A 17071-nucleotide genomic window follows, 5' to 3' on the forward strand; every position below is an offset into this window, starting at 1 on the left:
CCCGGTCAAGCCCTGGCGACGATTACCTCGAAAAATCGCTGCGCACGATGCCGTGGCGCTGGAGCTTGTCGTAGAAAGTCTTGCGCGGAATCCCCAGCGCCTCGATCGTGCGCCTGACGTCGCCCTCGTTGCGGCCAAGCGTCTCGCGGATGATGTCGGCCTCGTAGCGCTCCAGCCGCTCCGGCAGCTTCATGGCGGTGTTCGACTGGGTCGGGGCAGGGGGTTGTGCTTCGGCGCCTTCCTCCAACCCAAGCACGAACCGCTCGGCGAAATGCGCCAGTTCGCGCACATTGCCCGGCCAGTCATGGTCGCTGAGATGGCGATGCACCGAAGCCGGCACTGCCGGCACCTGGCGGTGGAAACGGGCGGCGGCGCGCTCGGCGAAATAGAAGAACAGCAGGGCGACATCGTCGCGGCGTTCGCGCAGCGGCGGGATCGAGATCGTCACCACGTTGAGCCGATAATAGAGATCCTCGCGGAAAGCGCCGCGCTGGCGCGGATCACCGAGATCGACCTTGGCGGCGGCGACGACGCGCAGATCGACCGGCCGCACCTCGTTGGTGCCGAGCGGGGTGACCTCGCGCATCTCCAGCACGCGCAGCATCTGCACCTGCGTCGAGACCGGCATGCTTTCGATCTCGTCGAGGAACAGCGTGCCGCCGCTGGCGTGCTCGATGCGGCCGATCCGTTTCTTCTGCGCGCCGGTGAAGGCGCCGGCCTCATGGCCGAACAACTCGCTCTCGATGACGGTCTCCGGCAGCGTGCCGCAATTCAGCGCGACGAAATTGCCCTTGGCGCGGCGGCTCCAGCGATGCAGAAGGCTTGCCACCACCTCCTTGCCGGAGCCGGTCTCGCCGGTCACCAGCACATCGACGTCGGTGTCGGCGATCTGGCGTAGTGTGCGGCGCAGCCTGTCCATCGCCGGCGTCTGGCCGATCAGCGGCAGGCCGTCCTGCGCCTCTCCGGCCGCCTCGCGCAAGGCCCGGTTCTCCATCACCAGGCGGCGCTTTTCCGCTGCGCGGCGCACGCTCTGTACCAGCCGGTCGGCGGCGAAGGGCTTTGTGATGAAGTCGTAGGCGCCGTCCTTGATCGCCTTGACGGCCATGGCGATGTCGCCGTGGCCGGTGACGAGAATGACGGGAATGTCGGCATCCAGCCGCAGGATGCGGTTGAAAAGCTGCAAGCCGTCGATCTGAGGCATGCGGATGTCCGACACCACGACGCCGGCAAAACCGGCGTCGAGCCCGGCCAGCGCCTCAGCCGCCACCGCAAAGGCCGAGACCGAGAAGCCGGCAAGCTCCAGCGTCTGCACGGTGGCCTTGAGGAGATCGCGGTCGTCGTCGATCAGGATCACCGGCGCGGCATTGTCGTTCGTCATGATGGGTTACGCTGCTGTCTGGAGATGAATGGTGAAGCGGGTGCCGCTGTCGTCGCTCGAAACTTCGATGCGGCCGCCATAATCGGCGACGATGTCCTTCGAGATGACGAGGCCAAGGCCAAGGCCTTTTTCCTTGGAGGTGTTAAACGGCGTGAACAGCGATTTGAGGATCGCGGGTGGAATGCCCGGTCCGTTATCGGACACGCCGACCGTCACGCCGTCCGCGGTCTCCTCGACCGACACCTGCACACGAGCGTCGTCGCGGCCGTCGAGTGCTTCGAGCGCGTTCTGGAAGAGGTTGATCAGCACCTGTTCGAGCCGCACCCGATTGCCCATGACCTTGAGGCTCGGCGGCGGCAGGTCGATGGCCAATGCGTCGAGCCGGCCGGCAAAGCGGCTTCTCAACAGCATGACGGCGCCTTCGATAACACCACGTAATTCGACAGGCTCGGCGGCGGTGCGGCCCTTGCGGGCAAATGCCTTCAACTCCTCGGTGATTGAGCCGATGCGTTCGGTAAGGGCTGCGATAGCGCCGAGGTTTTCCTCGGCCGGCCCGGTCTGCTTGCGGTCGAGGAAGGTGCGGGCATTGTCGGCATAGGCGCGTATGGTGGCGACCGGCTGGTTGATCTCATGGGCGACGCCGGCAGCGACCTGGCCGAGGATGGCGAGGCGGTTGGCCTGGACCAGATCCTGCTGCACGATTTGGAGCTTGGCTTCCGTGCTGCGGTGGCCTGCTATCTCGGCCTGCAGCCGGTCGCGGGCGCGGCTCAAATCCTCGGTCCGTTCGACGACGCGGCGTTCGAGTTCGGTGCGGGCCGCCTGTTCGGCGGCAATCCGCATCTGCGCCGACTGCCGGCGCCACAACAGATACGCGGCAAGGCCGAGCAGCGGGACGACGACGCCGAGCGCCAGAAGCCGCATTTCGCGGACCGCGGCGGCGATCGGCGCTTCAGCCGGAATCAGATAGTCGAGCCGCCAGGGGGTCGAAGGGATCGGTGTTGAAAGGCTGAGATACTCCGCGTCGCTGCCGCCGGGCGTTACTGCGTGGACGATCGACACATCCGGGCTGAGCGCCTGCGCGTGCATGATCGGCAACGGCACAAGCGGCGCGTCGCCGAACTGTTGGCTGTCGCGGATCGCGGCTTGCTTAGGTGCGGCCAGCGGTGCGGTTGTCATGAAACGCCAGGACGGCACGCTGGTGATCAGCACGACGCCATTCTCGTCGCTGACATAAGCCGGGCGGTTCGCCTCGCGCCAGTCGGCTTCGAGCTGGTCGAACTCCATCTTGACGACGACGACGCCGAGCGGTGCGTCTGTGTCGCCGACGCGCCGCGAAATGTAGAGGCCGGGGCGCTTGCTGACATTGCCGAGTGCAAAATACTCGGCGGTTCCGGCCTGCATCGCGCCGGAGAAATAGTCGCGGAAACGGTAGTCATTGCCGACGAAGCTGATCGGCTCGCGCCAGTTGCTGGAGGCGACCGCCAGTCCATCGGTGCCGACGACATAGAGTACCGACGCCTTGGTGCCGGAGACCAGCCCCTCGAGCTTGCGGTTCAGCACATCGATTGCCGCGGCATTTTTCTGCGACAGCGCGTCACGCACTTGCTGGTCTGCGGACAAAAGCAGCGGCAGGGCGCGCGGGCTTTCGAGCACCGCGCGCAGCAGCGCGACCTTCAGATTGGCGTCGGTACGCCCCTGCGCCGCCAGGGTCCCGACCTCGGCGGTGCGGCCGTAAAGGCCGGCGCCGTAGAGCGCTGCCGTGACGATCAAAAGCGCGATGGCCGCAAACAGCAGCCAGGCTCGGCGCGCCCGCCTGGCGAGTTGCTCGGGCGTCGAAGACAAGGCACCGGCGGGGCGTTGCAGCATCGCCCATTTGTGCATGAATTCGCACAAAGCACAATTCGACCTATGCGGAGATTCGCACCTATCCATGCGTCCAGCACAGCGGACGTTTGCGAATGCTCAACAAAATCAATGATGAAAAGCTCTTCTGCGTATCTGGCACGACTGTTGCAAACACGAATTCAGCAGTCGCGAGGCTGCTGGTCTCAAAACAACTGCCCCGGGGAGTCGAGCTTTCGATCGGGGCGCCATGGAGGACGTTATGCAGACAGCAATCGCTGCCGCCGAGCCGCGCGGCAAACTTCCCTTATACCGGCATCTTTATGTGCAGGTGCTCGCGGCGATCGCCGCCGGCGTGCTGCTCGGCCATTTCTATCCCGAAACCGGCGAGGCGATGAAGCCGTTCGGCGACGCCTTCATCAAGCTGGTGAAGATGGTCATCGCGCCGGTGATCTTCCTGACCGTGGCGACCGGTATCGCCGGTGTCTCCGACCTGCAGAAGGTCGGCCGCGTCGCCGGCAAGGCGATGATCTATTTCCTGGTGTTCTCGACGCTGGCGCTGGTCGTCGGCCTGGTCGTCTCCAATGTCGTCCAGCCCGGCGCCGGCATGCACATCAATCCAGCGACGCTCGATACCGCCAAGGTGGCGGCCTATGCCGAGAAGGCGCACGACACTACCATCGTCGGCTTCCTGATGAACATCATCCCCGACACCATCACCGGCGCCTTCGCGCAGGGCGACATCCTGCAGGTGCTGTTCTTCTCGGTGCTGTTCGGTGTCGCCCTGGCGCTGGTCGGCGATCGCGGCCGTCCGGTCGTCGATTTCCTGCAGGCGCTGACCACGCCGATCTTCCGCCTCGTCGCCATCCTGATGAAGGCCGCACCGATCGGCGCGTTTGGCGCCATGGCCTTCACGATCGGCAAATACGGCATCGGCTCGATCGCCAACCTCGCCATGCTGATCGGCACGTTCTACCTGACCGCGCTGCTGTTCGTGCTGGTGGTGCTCGGCACTGTCGCCCGCTACAACGGCTTCTCGATCCTGGCGCTGATCCGCTACATCAAGGAAGAGCTGCTGCTGGTGCTCGGCACCTCGTCCTCGGAAGCGGCATTGCCGGGCCTCATGGCCAAGATGGAGCGCGCCGGCTGCAACCGCTCGGTGGTCGGCCTGGTCATCCCGACCGGCTATTCCTTCAACCTCGACGGCACCAACATCTACATGACGCTGGCGGCGCTGTTCATCGCGCAGGCGACCGACACGCCACTCACCTACGGCGACCAGATCCTGCTGCTCGCCGTCGCCATGCTGAGCTCCAAGGGTGCCGCCGGCATCACCGGCGCCGGCTTCATCACCCTGGCGGCAACGCTTTCGGTCGTCCCCACCGTGCCGGTCGCCGGCATGGCGCTGATCCTCGGTGTCGACCGATTCATGTCGGAATGCCGGGCGCTGACCAATTTCATCGGCAATGCGGTGGCGACAGTGGTGGTGGCACGCTGGGAGGGAGAACTCGACCAGACGAAGTTTGCCGCCGCCATGGCCGGCGACTTGCCGGAGGAAGTCGACCTGTCGCTGCCGGGTTTGCAGGCCGCCTGACCGTCCAGGCCACATGACCACAAGGCCCCGGAGGCGGTTCGCCGGCTTCGGGGCGACAGCGGCGGCGGTCGCGGCATGCCGCCTGAAACGCAACCTGAAGTGGCGCTATTTTCGACGCGGGGCTTGTTCCAGCCGCATTTGCAGGCCAGTATCCGCCGTGCCTTCATGGCACCGTCCGCTTCGCTCCCGACCTGATTGCGAGGCGAGACATTTCCGTCGGGCTCGGTTGCGACCCACCTTGGCCGAACGTCGGCGCTTTTGCTGCCGCCGACCCTGACCATGGCAGCAGCCTCGAAGGCAATGGCGGCCTCAGTACGAAGTCGCAACGCGAAACGTGACCCGTCTCCTCGTGGGAAGCGCAGGCTTTCTCCCAGGGAACTCGTTGCGCGCCAAGAGGGGCGCTTGAAGAGGGGGGCGGGCCCATGAGCGGGCCTTTGCCGAACCAAAGCAAGATGCGAGGTCAAACGCGATGCAGTCTGTCCAAAACAGGATTCCGGTATCCATCATCATCCCGAATTACAACTACGCGCGGTTCCTCAAACGCAGCATCGACAGCGCTCTCGAGCAGGACTACGCGGATGTCGAGGTCATCGTCGTCGACGATGCATCGCAGGACAATTCCACGACAATCATGGAATCTTATCGCGACGAGATCCTCGCATGCCCGCGAGCGCAAAATGGCGGACACGCGGCGGCATTCAACACCGGCTTCGCAGCGAGCTCGGGCAAGATCGTCCTGTTCCTCGACGCCGACGATTATCTCTATCCGACCGCCGTCTCCACCATTGTCGAAACCTGGGACGAGGCAACCGCCCAGGTCCAGTCCAGACTGCATATCGTCGACGAAGGACAGCGCATCAAGGATGTCTTTCCGCCGCCCGAATTGCCTTTCGACAGCGGCGACGTCATGCCGAAACTACTGCACAAGGGCCGCTATCAGACGACCGTGACCAGCGGGCTGGCCTTTGACCGCGCAACGCTCGAATCGATCATGCCGATACCGGAGCCGGAGTTCCGCCAGGGCGCCGACGGCTATCTGGCAACGCTGGCGCCGATGTACGGGCACGTCCAGTCCATCGACGAATGCCTCGGCGCCTACCGGATCCATGGCGCCAACCATTCAGTCTTCGGTGAAAAGCTCGCCGAGCGGGCACGCTGGCGGGTAACCCACGATTTCCGCCGCATGCAGGCGCTGTCGGACCAGGCTTCCGGGATCGGCCTGACCATCGTGCCGTCGGATGCTGTCCGCCACGATCCGGTCCACCTGGAAGAGCGGCTGGCGTCGCTTTGCACGGACAGAGACCGACATCCCGTGGCCGACGATTCCCGGCTGGCGCTCGGGGCGGCCGGCGCCGTCGCCAGCCTCGAAATGACCGCATCCCTACGGCGGCGCGCGATCCTTGCCGCCTGGTTCCTGTCGGTCGGGGTATTGCCGCGGAAAATGGCGACGGCGGTGCTGTCGTGGAAGCTTGATGCGTCGTCGAGGCCGGCATTTTTGAGCCGCCTGTCCAAGACCATCCGCCACGCCATGGGATAGTGGGTGGCGCTGTGCCACAACTCCGCCAGGTTTTCGGGAGGTCTGGCAACCCGGGTAGATTTCGAACAATATCATTATGGGTACGTGGCGCCCCAAGCGAAAGGACAACCAGCCCATGACCTCTTATGAGCCGATGCGTCCGATGGAGCGCTGCCCATCCCACCCTGGAGCGCTGCTTGACGACATTATCCCGGCAACCGGAAAGACCAAGGTGGAGATCGCCAATCTGCTCGGAATCTCGCGCCAGCAGCTTTATGACATCATCCGCGAAAAGAAGCCGGTGTCGCCGGCTGTCGCTGCCCGTCTTGGAAAGATGTTCGGCGACGGCGCCGCGATCTGGCTCAGGATGCAGGCCGCCTATGATGCGTGGCACGCGGAACGCGAGGTTGACGTCAGCGCCATTCCAAGGCTGCATGCTGCCTGAGATGCAATAGATCGGCCGAACCACCGAGGCTCTCACAAATCGATCACGGTCCTGCCTGCCTGGACCGGTTCTCCGGTTCGACGGCGCGCTCGACCAGGACATGCGCCGCCCGCGCGGCCTCGACGAACGCGTCCCTGGCGGCTTCGGTCCAGCGATCGTCGCTCATGGCGCGGCGGCATGTGCGCAGTGCCAAGCCGTGTTTGGCGCTGCCGGCGTCACGCCAGTGGGCTTCCAGCAACTCGACAGCCTGCCGTGCGTTGGAAATGTTGCGGATATCTCCCACGATGCCGACCGCAACCGCAACCGGCTTGGAAAACCATCCTTGGGTCATGGCGGAGCCTTCGACGTGTTGAACTACTTATAACGAAAATCGTAGCGCAAGGTTTCATTTGCGCCAGTCACCACGGCGTGAGGCGGCCCTCACTGCGCCGCGCGCAGCCTGACCACGACGCTGCGCGCCACAAGCACCAGCACGGTGATGACGATCAGGATCACCGAGAGTGCGGCGATCGCCGGGTCGATGTTGTCGCGCAGGCCCATCCACATCAAGCGCGGCAGCGTGATGGCGTTGACCGAGGTGATAAACAGGGTGACGCCGATCTCCTCCCAGGACAGCACGAAAGACAACAACGCCGCGGTGACGATGCCGAACTTGATGTTGGGCATGATGATGCGGGTGGCGCGCTCCCACACGGTGGCGCCGAGGCCGCGGGCGGCGAGGTCGATGCGGCGGTCGAGCTGGCTGAGCGACACCAGGATCAGCACCGTGGCGAAGGGCACCGTCATCACCGCATGCGCCATGACGACACCCAGCCAGGTGTCATAGCCGAAGAACGACGAGAACCCGGAGATCGAGGTCAGCAGGAAGTAGAGCGTGATTGCCGAGACCACCGGCGGCACCACCATCGGCAGCAGCACGAAACCGACCAATGCTGCCGTGAAGCGCGGCTGGAACATCCAGATGCCGAGGCTGAAGCAGAGCGCCAGCACGGTGGAAAAGGCGCTGCTGACGATGCCGATCCTGATCGAGAGCAGGATCGAATTGATCCAGCGCGGATCCTCGATCAGCGCCCGGTAATGGCGCAGCGACAATTCGCCCGACGGCATCGCCAGCATGCGGCTCGGCGTCAGCGATACCGGGATGACGGCGAGCAGCGGCAGCAGCAGGAACAGCGCGACGAGGGCGGCGAGGACCAGCGAGACGGGACCGGGGCGGTAGGTCGGCATCGCGCTACACCAGTTGCTTGGGTCTGATATAGCGGAACAGCAGCGCCATCAGCGCGCCGACAAACAGCACCAGCACGACACTGATTGCGGCGCCCAGGCCCCAGTCCGGGCTCTGGAAGATGCGAAGGTAGATCAGCTCGGCGATCATCACGCTGCGGCCGCCGCCGAGGATCGCCGGCGTGACGAAGAAGCCGAGCGAAAAGACGAAGACGATCAGCGCCGAGCCGATGATGCCGGAGCTGGTCATCGGCACGAATACCGACCAAAAGGTGCGCATACGGCTGGAGCCGAGGCCGCGCGCCGCCAGCAGCACACGGTCGTCGAGGCTGCGCATCGATGAGGCCAGCGGAAACACGGCGAAGGGAATGAGGAAATGCGTCATGCCGACGATAACGCCGAACTCGTTGCGCACCAGCGCCAGCGGCTCTGAGATGAAGCCGACCGCCTGCAGCCAGGTGTTGATCAGGCCGCGATTGGACAAAAGCGCCACCCAGCCGAAGGCGCGCGTCAGCACCGAGATCCAGAACGGCACCAGGATGCAGAACTCGGCCACGACGCGCTGCACCGGCGTGCCGCGTACCCAGACAACGGTGATGGCGTAGGCGGCGGCGACCGAAACGATCGTCACGATCGCGGCGATACGCAGCGTGCGGATGAAAACCGACTGCACCAACTGATCCGTGAGCAGCGCATTGTATTGGCCCAGCCCCGGCGTGGGCAGCGTAAAACTCCATTTAACCACGCCAAGGAATGGCCAGGCGTAAGCCAGCACAAGAAAGAGGAGCAGCGGCGCCATCAACAGCGCCGCGCCCATCCTGTCGGAGAGGTATGCTCTCATCCGGTTATCCCGGCTTATCAGGCGGAGATGATCTTCGTGTATTCGTCGAGTGCCGCCCCGTAGTTCTTGGCATACCAATCCATGTCGAGCGGGATCTGCTTCTTCATGTTCTCGGGATCGACCGGATTGATGCGCTTCTTGTCGGCGGGGATCAGCGCATCGGTGGCCGGGTTGGCCGGACCCTGGCCGAGCTTGTCGAACATGATGAGTTCCTTCTCCGGGTCCTGGGTGCTGGCGATGAACTTCATCGCCGCGTCCTTGCCGCCGGGATTGCCCTTGAGCACGGCGAGCGCGCCGGGCGAGATCAGGCCCTGGTCCCAGATGAACTTGATCTTGCCGCCGGAATCCTGCTCGATGAGCGAAGCCCGGGTCGACCAGACGATCGCCATCGAGGCCTCGCCATTGAGCAGCACGCTCTGGCTTTCGGCGCCGCCACCCCAATAGGCGACGACGTTTTCCTTGAAGGCGGCGATCTTGTCATGCGCGCGCTTGAGGTCGAGCGGGTAGAGCGATGCCGGTGCGATGCCGTCGGCGAGCAGTGCCGCTTCCCAGCTCGACACGCCCCATTTGTAGAGCGAGCGCTTGCCGGGGAATTTTGCCACGTTGAAGAAGTCGGCCATGCCGGTTGGTGCCTGGCTGCCGTATTTCTCGGCATCATAGGCGATGACATAGGAGAAGAAATAGGTCGAGGCGGCGTATTCCCAGCCGAAGCCCGGCCGCATCTTCTTCTTGTCGACGACCGCATAATCGATCGGCTCGAGCATGCCTTGGGCGCCGAGCGTGATGGCCGAGAACGGATCGACGTCGACCAGGTCCCAGGTCGGGGCGCCGCTCTTGAACTGCGCCGCGATCGCGCCTTCGGTCGGGCCGGAGCCGTCCATCTTAACGACAATGCCGGTTTCCTTGGTGAAGGCCTGGCCGTAAGCCGCGTCATAGGCGGTAATGGCGTCGCCGCCCCAGTTGACGAGCACCAGTTCCTTAGCCGCGGCAAAGGCGCCGGTCGAGCGCAGCAGCATCGGCGTGCCGGCCAGCACCAGTGCGGCCAGCTGCGTAAACTGCCGGCGCGAGATCTCGCCGCGCACTGCCCTGGCGGATAGCGCCTCGATGGAATTTTTCTTGGTTTGGTTTGTCATGTCAGTTCCCCTTTTTTGTCATTGATATTTCCTGAAAGTCAGCTTGGCGAATTCGCCGCGCCGATCGTCATTGTCCTCCGTTCGGAAGGAGGAAGCCTTTCTCCGCTGGCCAGGTCAGCCAGACGGAATTGCCCTTGCTGAGCGCGGAAGCGGCGACCTCGTTCGGCACAGAGATCGTCACCTTGGCGCCTTGCCGCGTCGTCAGATCGAGCCGCGTCGCAGCGCCGAGATAGGTCGAGGCGACGGCAGTCGCGGCAATGCCGTTCTCGCCTGTCGCGGCTTCGCGGGCGATCGACATGTATTCGGGCCGGATCGCCAGGATGGCGTCGCCCCGGACCTTCTCGGCCTTGCAGCGCATGCTGATCGCGCGGTCTTCGCAGAGGCCCGTCGAGCCATTGTTGGCCGGGCGTACGCCCTTCAGCGGCAGCATGTTGATTTCGCCCAGGAACTCGGCGACGAAGCGGTTGTCCGGCCGGTCGTAGACCTCGTCCGGCGCGCCGACCTGCAGCAATTTGCCGTGGTTGAAGATGGCGACGCGAGATGACAACGCTAGCGCCTCGCTCTGGTCATGGGTGACGAAGACGAAGGTGGTGCCGGTCTCCTGGTGCAACCGCTTCATCTCGGCCTGCATCTGGCCGCGCAGGCCCTTGTCGAGTGCTGAAAACGGCTCATCGAGCAAAAGTACGCCCGGCTCGAACACCAGCGCCCGCGCCAGTGCGACCCGCTGCTGCTGGCCACCGGACAATTGCGACGGCAGTTTCTTTTCGTGGCCCTTGAGCCCGACGCGCTCGATCATTTCGCCGACGCGGCGTTTGATCTCGGCCGCCGGTTTCTTTCGCACCTTGAGCGGAAAGGCGATGTTGGCCTCGACGCTCATATGCGGGAACAGCGCATAGCCCTGGAACACCATGCCGGCGGCACGCTGCTCGGCCGGCCGCTCGGTGATGTCGACGCCGTCGCTGTAAAGGCGACCGTCGGTCGGCTGAATGAAGCCGGCAAGGATCATCAGGAAGGTGGTCTTGCCGGAACCGGAGGGGCCGAGCAGGGTGAGGAACTCGCCACGGCCGATATCGAGCGTCAGATCGTCCAGCGCACGGAACGAGCCGAAGCTCTTGCCGATCCCGATTGCCTTGATCTCTGCGGCCCGGCCGGGTTGCTGCATCCTGCCCTTTCCTTAGCGTAGCCGAAATCGTAGGCAGGGCGGCGGCTCACCGCAACCGAATAGTTTTCGCCTGATCGGCAAATTTGATTCATCTATGCGCCAATCTCCCCCTCGAGGGGGAGATTAACGCTGGTTCTCCGACAGCTTCGACCGCAGCCACCGCCCAAACGCCTCCAGCACCGGATGCGCCGCCTTGGCGTGCTCGGAAACCAGAAAATACGAGCGCGGTGAATTGATCGCTATGTCGAAGGGGCGGACCAGCCGGCCTTCGCTCAGTGCCCGGCCGCTGGTCAGCTCGTCGCCCATGGCGATGCCCTGGCCGGCGATCGCCGCCGAAAAGACCAGGTTCATGTCGGAAAAGAAGATGCCGCCTTCCGGGTCGGGGTTCTCGACCTTGGACAGCGCCAGCCAGCGCGCCCAGTCCTCGGTATCGCCGAGATGCAGGAGATTGGCGCGCAGCACGTCGGCCGGCTTGGAGAAGCCGCCGATCTTGTTGAGCAGCGTCGGGCTGCACAGCGGCGTAAAGGAGATCCCGCACAACAGCTCGACCGCGCGGTTCGGCCAATTGCCGACGCCGAAGGCGATGAAGGCATCGGCCTCGGCATTGCTCACGTCGTCGAGACGGCGCGGCGTCAGGATGCGCAGCGCGACATCGGGGTACATCTGCCGGAACTCGCCGATATGGGTGCACAGGAACAGCGAGGCGAAACCCGGCGTACAACTGACGCTGAACGAGCCGCCGATGCCGGTGCCGGCATGGCGTGTCACCGCGTCGCCCAGCACCGTCAGCGCCTTGCGCACGTCGCTGGCATAGCGCTGGCCGCGCGGCGTCAGCGCCACGCCCTTGCCAATGCGCTCGAGCAGGTCGAAGCCGAGATCGCGTTCGAGCAGGCGAAGCTGATGGCTGACTGCGCTGCGGGTCAGATGCAGTTCGTCGGCGGCGCGCCAGACGCTGCCGTGGCGGGCAAAACTGTCGAGGGCGCGCAGCGCCTGCGTCGAGGGAATTCTCAAGAGGTGAACCGAATTTGCATGAGCCGGGAAAACATATCACTTTTTGGCGGAGCGCTTCACTGCTTTCTTTCCACCATGGAGAAACCGGTGACCTCCGCGCAAGCGACCGCACTTGCCTGTCTGGACGACATCCAGCCGTCGCTGTCGGCGTGGACGCGGACAATCTTCGACTTCGGCGAGACCGCCTGGCGCGAATACCAGTCGGCCGCCTGGTATGTCGAGCATCTGAAGCACGAAGGCTTTTCCGTCGAGGAAGGTTCTGGCGGCATGCCGACCGCCTTCTGCGCCCACTGGACCAATGGCGCGGGGCCGACCATCGGGCTGTATGCCGAGTATGATGCAGTGCCCGGCAATTGCCAGGATGCTGCGACGGTGAAGCGACCGCGCCCGGGCCTCGGCGAACAGGCTGGCGGCCACACCGATCCGCATTCCGGCCTCGGCATTGCCAGCCTCGGCGGGCTGCTGGCGACCAAGGCGGCGATGCAGCGCCACGGCATATCTGGCACGCTGCGCTTCACCGGCGAGCCGGCGGAGAAGGTGCGCGGGTCGAAGCCGATCCATGCCGCGAAGGGCTATTACGATGGGCTGGCGGGCATGGTCTCCTTCCATCCTTTTTATATGCTGCCGCTCTGCAATACCGCGCGCTGGGATACGCATTGCGGTGCGGCCTATGCGATGATCTACCGCTTTGTGTGCGACGAGCCGGAACATTGGGCGAGGGCGGCAGGCGGCGCAGCACCCATCCCGCAGGCGCATTCGGCAGTCAGGGCGCCCGGCGCCAACGACGCGCTCATGATGATGTACATGGCCTCCAAGGCGCTGCGCGATTCCATGCTGCCGCACCAGGGTGGCTGGTCGATCAGCGAGGCGATCCTGACGGCGGGCCAGGCGACCGCCGACAATCTGCCGGCCGGGCTGGCCGAGATCCAGTACATGATCCGCGTGCCGACGCTTGCGATGGCCGAGCAGGTCACCGCCGTGCTCGACCGCAATGCGGAAGCCGCAGCCAGGATGAGCGGCTGCCGCCATGAGCGGCACTGGGTGTCGAAGTCGCGGCCGGGGCTTGCCAACCACGCAATGGCCGGCATTGCCTTCGACGCGCTGGCGGCGGTCGGGCCGCCGTGCTGGGACAAGACGGCCAAGGCGATCGCCCGCGAAATCCAGGTCAATGCCGGCGGCGAGGCGACCGAGGAACCATTCATCGACGAACTGGAGCAGCTGATCACGCCGCAGGATGCAGAAGCGATCCTGCGCCGCGACTTGCCGCCGTCGCAGCTCAATTCGACCTCCGACGACTACACCGACATGTCGTGGCAGACGCCGACGGCGCGGTTCTACGTCGCCCGGCCGGCGCTGCGATCCGAGAACGGCCACGCGTTTCCGTCCTGGGCGATGAATGCGCTGGGCGGCATTTCTGCCACCATCGACCCAATGGTCATCTGCGCCGCAAAGACGGTCGCGCTGGCAGCACTTCGCCTGTTGGAAGACGATGCCGCGCGCAACGCGGCGATGGATGAATTCGTCGCCCGCACCGGCGGCGGCATCGGCGGCTCGAACTGGATCGCGCCGCTCTGCGACTACGATCCGCCAATCAGATTTCGCTGGCCGGAATACATCACCACCCCGCGCGGACGGGATTGGTGGATACCAGGCAACCAAGCCGCATGATCAACCAAGCCGCCCTTCACGAGGAGAAACCCCATGACCGTCCATGACCGCATCGTCGCCGAGGCGTTTTCGCTGCAGCACCGCAACCCGGCCGGCGGAACCAAGCCGCTGACCGCCTGGGGCTTCGCCAACGAGACAGACGTGCTGACCGACGTGCTGCTCGGCTCGCCGAATTTCCTGCGCCATCTCTCGACCAGCTCGCTGTCGCGCAAGCATCTGCGCGAAGCGCCATGCAACGTCCAGATCGCGCAGGCGCAGCACAAGGACCTGGTCGCCGCCTATGAGCATTTCGGTGTCAATATCCACTGGAACGAGCCGACGCCGGAACTGCCGATGCAGGTCTACTCGCGCGATTCCAGCGTCATGACGCCGTACGGCGCCATCATCACCGCCATGTCGCAATGGTGGCGGCGTGGCGAGAACTACGCGGCGATCCGCACCTATGAGAAGCTCGGCATCCCGATCTATGACATGGTCACCGCCGGCACGTTCGAGGGCGGCGACTTCAACGTCATCGAGGACGGCGTCGTGCTGATCGGCTGCGGTGGCGCCCGCACGCAGGAGGAGGGCGCGCGCCAGGTCCAGGCCTGGTTCGACAAGGAGGGCTGGGAGACCCGCATCGCCTTCATCGACGAGTATTACGTCCATATCGACCTGATGGTGGTGCCGATCGCCGAAAAGCTGACCGCCGTCTGCCTTGCCTGTACAGAGCCGGGCATCGTCGACTGGCTGAAGGGCAAGGGCCACGAGATCATCGACGTGCCGTTCCAGGATACTATGGCGCTCGGCTGCAACTTCATGTCGCTGGGCAAGGACAGGGTGATCGCCCCGACCTCGAGCCAGACGCTGATCGGCCAGCTCAAGGCGCGCGGCTTCGAGGTGGCGGCCATCGACATGAGCGAGATCTCGAAGACCGGCGGCGGCATTCACTGCATGGCGCAGGCGCTGAAGCGCGAGCCGGCCTGAGGGGCCGGCCTTTAGCCCGGCCGCTTGCGCGAAAGCGCCATTGTCAGCACCGTCGATCCCGCCTGGCTCGCGGCACGCGCCTACAGCACGATGAGCTTTCCCTTGTGCAGACGCCGGGCGCAACGATAGACGAGGTCGGCAGCGACCATGTCTTCCATCGCAATGCCCATCGCCTTGTAGGTGGTGATCTGTTGATCCGAAACGCGGCCCGGCGCGCGGTCGAGCAGCATGGCGCCAAGCTCGGTGCCGAAATCCGGGTCGAAGCCGGCAAGCTCGCAAGATCCGACCGGGGTCGGTTTGAATGCATCCTTGGTTTCGACAAAAAGACTGGATCTGCCGATGAGCTCGATCGGCATTTCACCGCCGGGCGGCGCCACCCCGACCGAGGAGACATGCGTGCCCGGCTGGACCCAGCCTGCGTCGATCACCGGCTGGTAGGAGTGGGTCGCCAGGCACACCACGTCGGAACTGCGCACTGCCGTCTCGAGATCGGCGACCGCCACCACCGACGGATGCAGCCGGGCAAGCGCTGCCGCATCGTCGAAGCTCTTCGAAGCGACACGGATTTCGGCAAAGTCGCGCACCAAGAGCAACAGATGCAGGTGCTGGTTGGCCTGCACGCCGGCGCCGACCACGGTCGCTATCCTGGCGTCCCTGCGGGCAAGCGTGCGCACCGACAGCACGGCGGAGCCGGAGGTCCGCACCGCGGTTATGAAGGTGCCGTCCATGATACAGACCGGCAGGCCGGACAGCGGATCAAACAGGGTGATGGTGGCGAGGTGGCTGGGCAGGTTCTTGGCCAGGTTGCCTTCGAAGACGTTGACGATCTTGACGGTCAGGTTCATGCCCTCCATCCAGGCCGGCATGGCGAGGCTGTAGCCGGCCCCGGGGACGTCGAGCTGTGGTCGGGGTGGATTGACGACCTTGCCTTGTGACAGCGCCTTGAAGCCGTCTTCCAGAACATCGAGAAGCTGACTGAGGTCGATGCATTCCATCACGTCGGTTTCGCTCAGCACCAGGATCTCGGTCGCTCCCTTGCTGATTTCTGCCGCACTCTTGCCGGCTGGGCTGAACGCTTCCTTGGTCATCCTGCACTCCTGTGTTCGAAATCGGCTCACCACGTTTGCTTTCAGCGGTGAGGGAAGCGCAGGCTATTGCGAGGTTTTATGTTGTGAAATACGTTGATTTCGGTGTCTCTGCGTGAAATCAACACGCAAATCCCTTAGATAGCGTGGATTGTGAAATGAGCGACCTCGACCAGATAGACCGCAGCCTGCTCCGGTTGCTCCAGGAAGACGGACGCCGGACGACGCTTGATCTTGCCGGGCGTGTCGGGCTGTCTCCGACCGGAACCAGCCAGCGGGTTAAGCGCCTGTTCCGCGACGGGTTCATCACCGCGGTCAGGGCCATGCTCGATCCGCGCAAGGTCGGCCGGGGAACGCTGGTGTTCATCGAGGTCCGGCTTGACCACACGGCGCCTCATGTCTTTGACCGCTTCGCCGAAGCCGTGGCGAAAGCTCCGGAGGTTCTGGAGTGCCATATGGTGGTTGGCGGTTTCGATTATCTGGTCAAGGCGCGGATCGCCGATATGGCGGTGTTCCAGGATTTCCTGCAGCGGGTCATCCTGCCGCTGCCCGGCGTGCGCGAAACGCACACGTTCGCCTCCATCGCCGATGTCAAGCCGAACGCCCTCTTGCCGGTGTGATCAGTGGAGGAGGATCAGAGCGACCTGCATCGCATCTTCGCCCAGGTGCAGAGATGCCGGAGACCGGCTCTAGCCTTGCTGGGTCAGCAGGTTTGCGTCGCGCGCGAGCCGCCACTCACCATCCGCCTCCTTGCGCAGGAGCGTCAGCGCAAATCCCGATCGATGGACCGGCTTCCCGTCCGGCGGAGTCGCGGTCATATTGATGCGGCTGCGGATGAAGGCCCAATTGCCGAGAAGTTGTAGTTCCACGATATCGCTCGTGCCGTCGATATGAACGCCGGCCGTCTCCCGCGCGGCTGCCGCGAAGATCTCCTTGTCGAAGGGTTCCCGGCCGGGAACCATGAAGATCGCGTCGTCCGTCATTAAGCTGAGGACGGTCGCGATGTCTCCACGCTTGCTCGCATCCATCCACGTCTCGACCAGCTTTCGGATTGCTTTTTCGTCGCCCGTCATCCGTTACCTCCCTGGCATCTCGCCGTCATCGATGGCGCACGGCGCTCCTTCCTCGCTGCTACATAGGGCTTAGATCGCTCTCGTCATCGATTGCAGTGCGTCGCGCCGCGGGTAGCACGGTCAGCGAGCCGGC

Annotated in this window: 16 protein-coding genes; 6 read left to right on the forward strand and 10 right to left on the reverse strand. The window is 64.4% G+C overall.

Annotated features, from left to right (window positions below):
• Nucleotides 1-22: 22 nt before the first annotated feature.
• Both NKI41_RS22390 and NKI41_RS22395 read right to left on the reverse strand, forming a co-directional pair.
• Nucleotides 23-1378 (reverse strand): sigma-54-dependent transcriptional regulator, encoded by a 1356-nt coding sequence (locus NKI41_RS22390; protein ID WP_352685243.1) that lies wholly within the window; start codon nt 1376-1378, stop codon nt 23-25.
• A 6-nt stretch (nt 1379-1384) separates the two neighbouring features.
• Nucleotides 1385-3244: a sensor histidine kinase gene (locus tag NKI41_RS22395; RefSeq protein ID WP_352685244.1), complete on the reverse strand. Its 1860-nt coding sequence runs from the start codon at nt 3242-3244 to the stop codon at nt 1385-1387.
• A gap of 238 nt (nt 3245-3482) precedes the next feature.
• Here NKI41_RS22395 and NKI41_RS22400 point away from each other — a divergent pair, with 238 nt between their 5' ends.
• The 3 genes from NKI41_RS22400 (at nt 3483) to NKI41_RS22410 (ending at nt 6775) form a co-directional block, all read left to right on the forward strand.
• The gene (locus NKI41_RS22400) at nt 3483-4814 is read left to right on the forward strand and encodes a dicarboxylate/amino acid:cation symporter (RefSeq protein ID WP_352685245.1); all 1332 of its coding nucleotides are present in this window, start codon (nt 3483-3485) and stop codon (nt 4812-4814) included.
• Nucleotides 4815-5283: 469 nt separating this feature from the next.
• Entirely contained in the window at nt 5284-6351 is a 1068-nt protein-coding gene (locus tag NKI41_RS22405; protein WP_352685246.1) for a glycosyltransferase family 2 protein, read from the forward strand.
• Nucleotides 6352-6466: 115 nt separating this feature from the next.
• Nucleotides 6467-6775, forward strand: coding sequence for a HigA family addiction module antitoxin (locus tag NKI41_RS22410; protein ID WP_352451482.1), 309 nt, complete (start codon nt 6467-6469; stop codon nt 6773-6775).
• Nucleotides 6776-6818: 43 nt separating this feature from the next.
• Here NKI41_RS22410 and NKI41_RS22415 read toward each other — a convergent pair whose 3' ends face one another.
• The 6 genes from NKI41_RS22415 to NKI41_RS22440 all read right to left on the reverse strand — a co-directional run bounded on the left by NKI41_RS22415 (nt 6819) and on the right by NKI41_RS22440 (nt 12146).
• Nucleotides 6819-7106 (reverse strand): DUF982 domain-containing protein, encoded by a 288-nt coding sequence (locus NKI41_RS22415; RefSeq protein ID WP_352685247.1) that lies wholly within the window; start codon nt 7104-7106, stop codon nt 6819-6821.
• An 89-nt stretch (nt 7107-7195) separates the two neighbouring features.
• Nucleotides 7196-8002 carry an ABC transporter permease gene (locus NKI41_RS22420; RefSeq protein WP_352685248.1) on the reverse strand — a complete coding sequence of 269 codons (807 nt, stop codon included), beginning with the start codon at nt 8000-8002 and terminating at the stop codon, nt 7196-7198.
• A 4-nt stretch (nt 8003-8006) separates the two neighbouring features.
• Complete coding sequence (locus tag NKI41_RS22425) at nt 8007-8840, reverse strand: ABC transporter permease (RefSeq protein ID WP_352685249.1); 834 nt, start codon at nt 8838-8840, stop codon at nt 8007-8009.
• 17 nt (nt 8841-8857) lie between these two features.
• Entirely contained in the window at nt 8858-9973 is a 1116-nt protein-coding gene (locus tag NKI41_RS22430; protein WP_352685250.1) for an ABC transporter substrate-binding protein, read from the reverse strand.
• A 67-nt stretch (nt 9974-10040) separates the two neighbouring features.
• Entirely contained in the window at nt 10041-11135 is a 1095-nt protein-coding gene (locus tag NKI41_RS22435; protein ID WP_023677270.1) for an ABC transporter ATP-binding protein, read from the reverse strand.
• 123 nt (nt 11136-11258) lie between these two features.
• Nucleotides 11259-12146: a LysR substrate-binding domain-containing protein gene (locus NKI41_RS22440; RefSeq protein ID WP_023677271.1), complete on the reverse strand. Its 888-nt coding sequence runs from the start codon at nt 12144-12146 to the stop codon at nt 11259-11261.
• A 75-nt stretch (nt 12147-12221) separates the two neighbouring features.
• On the opposite strand from NKI41_RS22440, the gene NKI41_RS22445 reads away from it, so the two are divergent.
• Together NKI41_RS22445 and NKI41_RS22450 are read left to right on the forward strand one after the other, a co-directional pair.
• Nucleotides 12222-13814 (forward strand): zinc-binding metallopeptidase family protein, encoded by a 1593-nt coding sequence (locus NKI41_RS22445; RefSeq protein WP_352685284.1) that lies wholly within the window; start codon nt 12222-12224, stop codon nt 13812-13814.
• A gap of 33 nt (nt 13815-13847) precedes the next feature.
• On the forward strand, nt 13848-14780 hold the full coding sequence (locus NKI41_RS22450; protein WP_352685251.1) for a dimethylarginine dimethylaminohydrolase family protein: 933 nt from the start codon (nt 13848-13850) through the stop codon (nt 14778-14780).
• A gap of 80 nt (nt 14781-14860) precedes the next feature.
• Here the strand turns inward: NKI41_RS22450 and NKI41_RS22455 are convergent, their stop codons facing one another.
• A complete protein-coding gene (locus tag NKI41_RS22455; protein ID WP_352685252.1) occupies nt 14861-15868 on the reverse strand; it encodes an ornithine cyclodeaminase family protein in 1008 nt (335 codons plus the stop codon).
• A 155-nt stretch (nt 15869-16023) separates the two neighbouring features.
• Between NKI41_RS22455 and NKI41_RS22460 the strand changes: the two genes are divergently transcribed.
• The gene (locus NKI41_RS22460; protein ID WP_023677275.1) at nt 16024-16485 is read left to right on the forward strand and encodes an Lrp/AsnC family transcriptional regulator; all 462 of its coding nucleotides are present in this window, start codon (nt 16024-16026) and stop codon (nt 16483-16485) included.
• Nucleotides 16486-16554: 69 nt separating this feature from the next.
• Here NKI41_RS22460 and NKI41_RS22465 read toward each other — a convergent pair whose 3' ends face one another.
• Entirely contained in the window at nt 16555-16938 is a 384-nt protein-coding gene (locus NKI41_RS22465; protein ID WP_352685253.1) for a YybH family protein, read from the reverse strand.
• Nucleotides 16939-17071 lie beyond the last annotated feature (133 nt).

The sequence above is a fragment of the Mesorhizobium sp. M0601 genome (genome assembly GCF_040320845.1).
GTDB lineage: Bacteria > Pseudomonadota > Alphaproteobacteria > Rhizobiales > Rhizobiaceae > Mesorhizobium.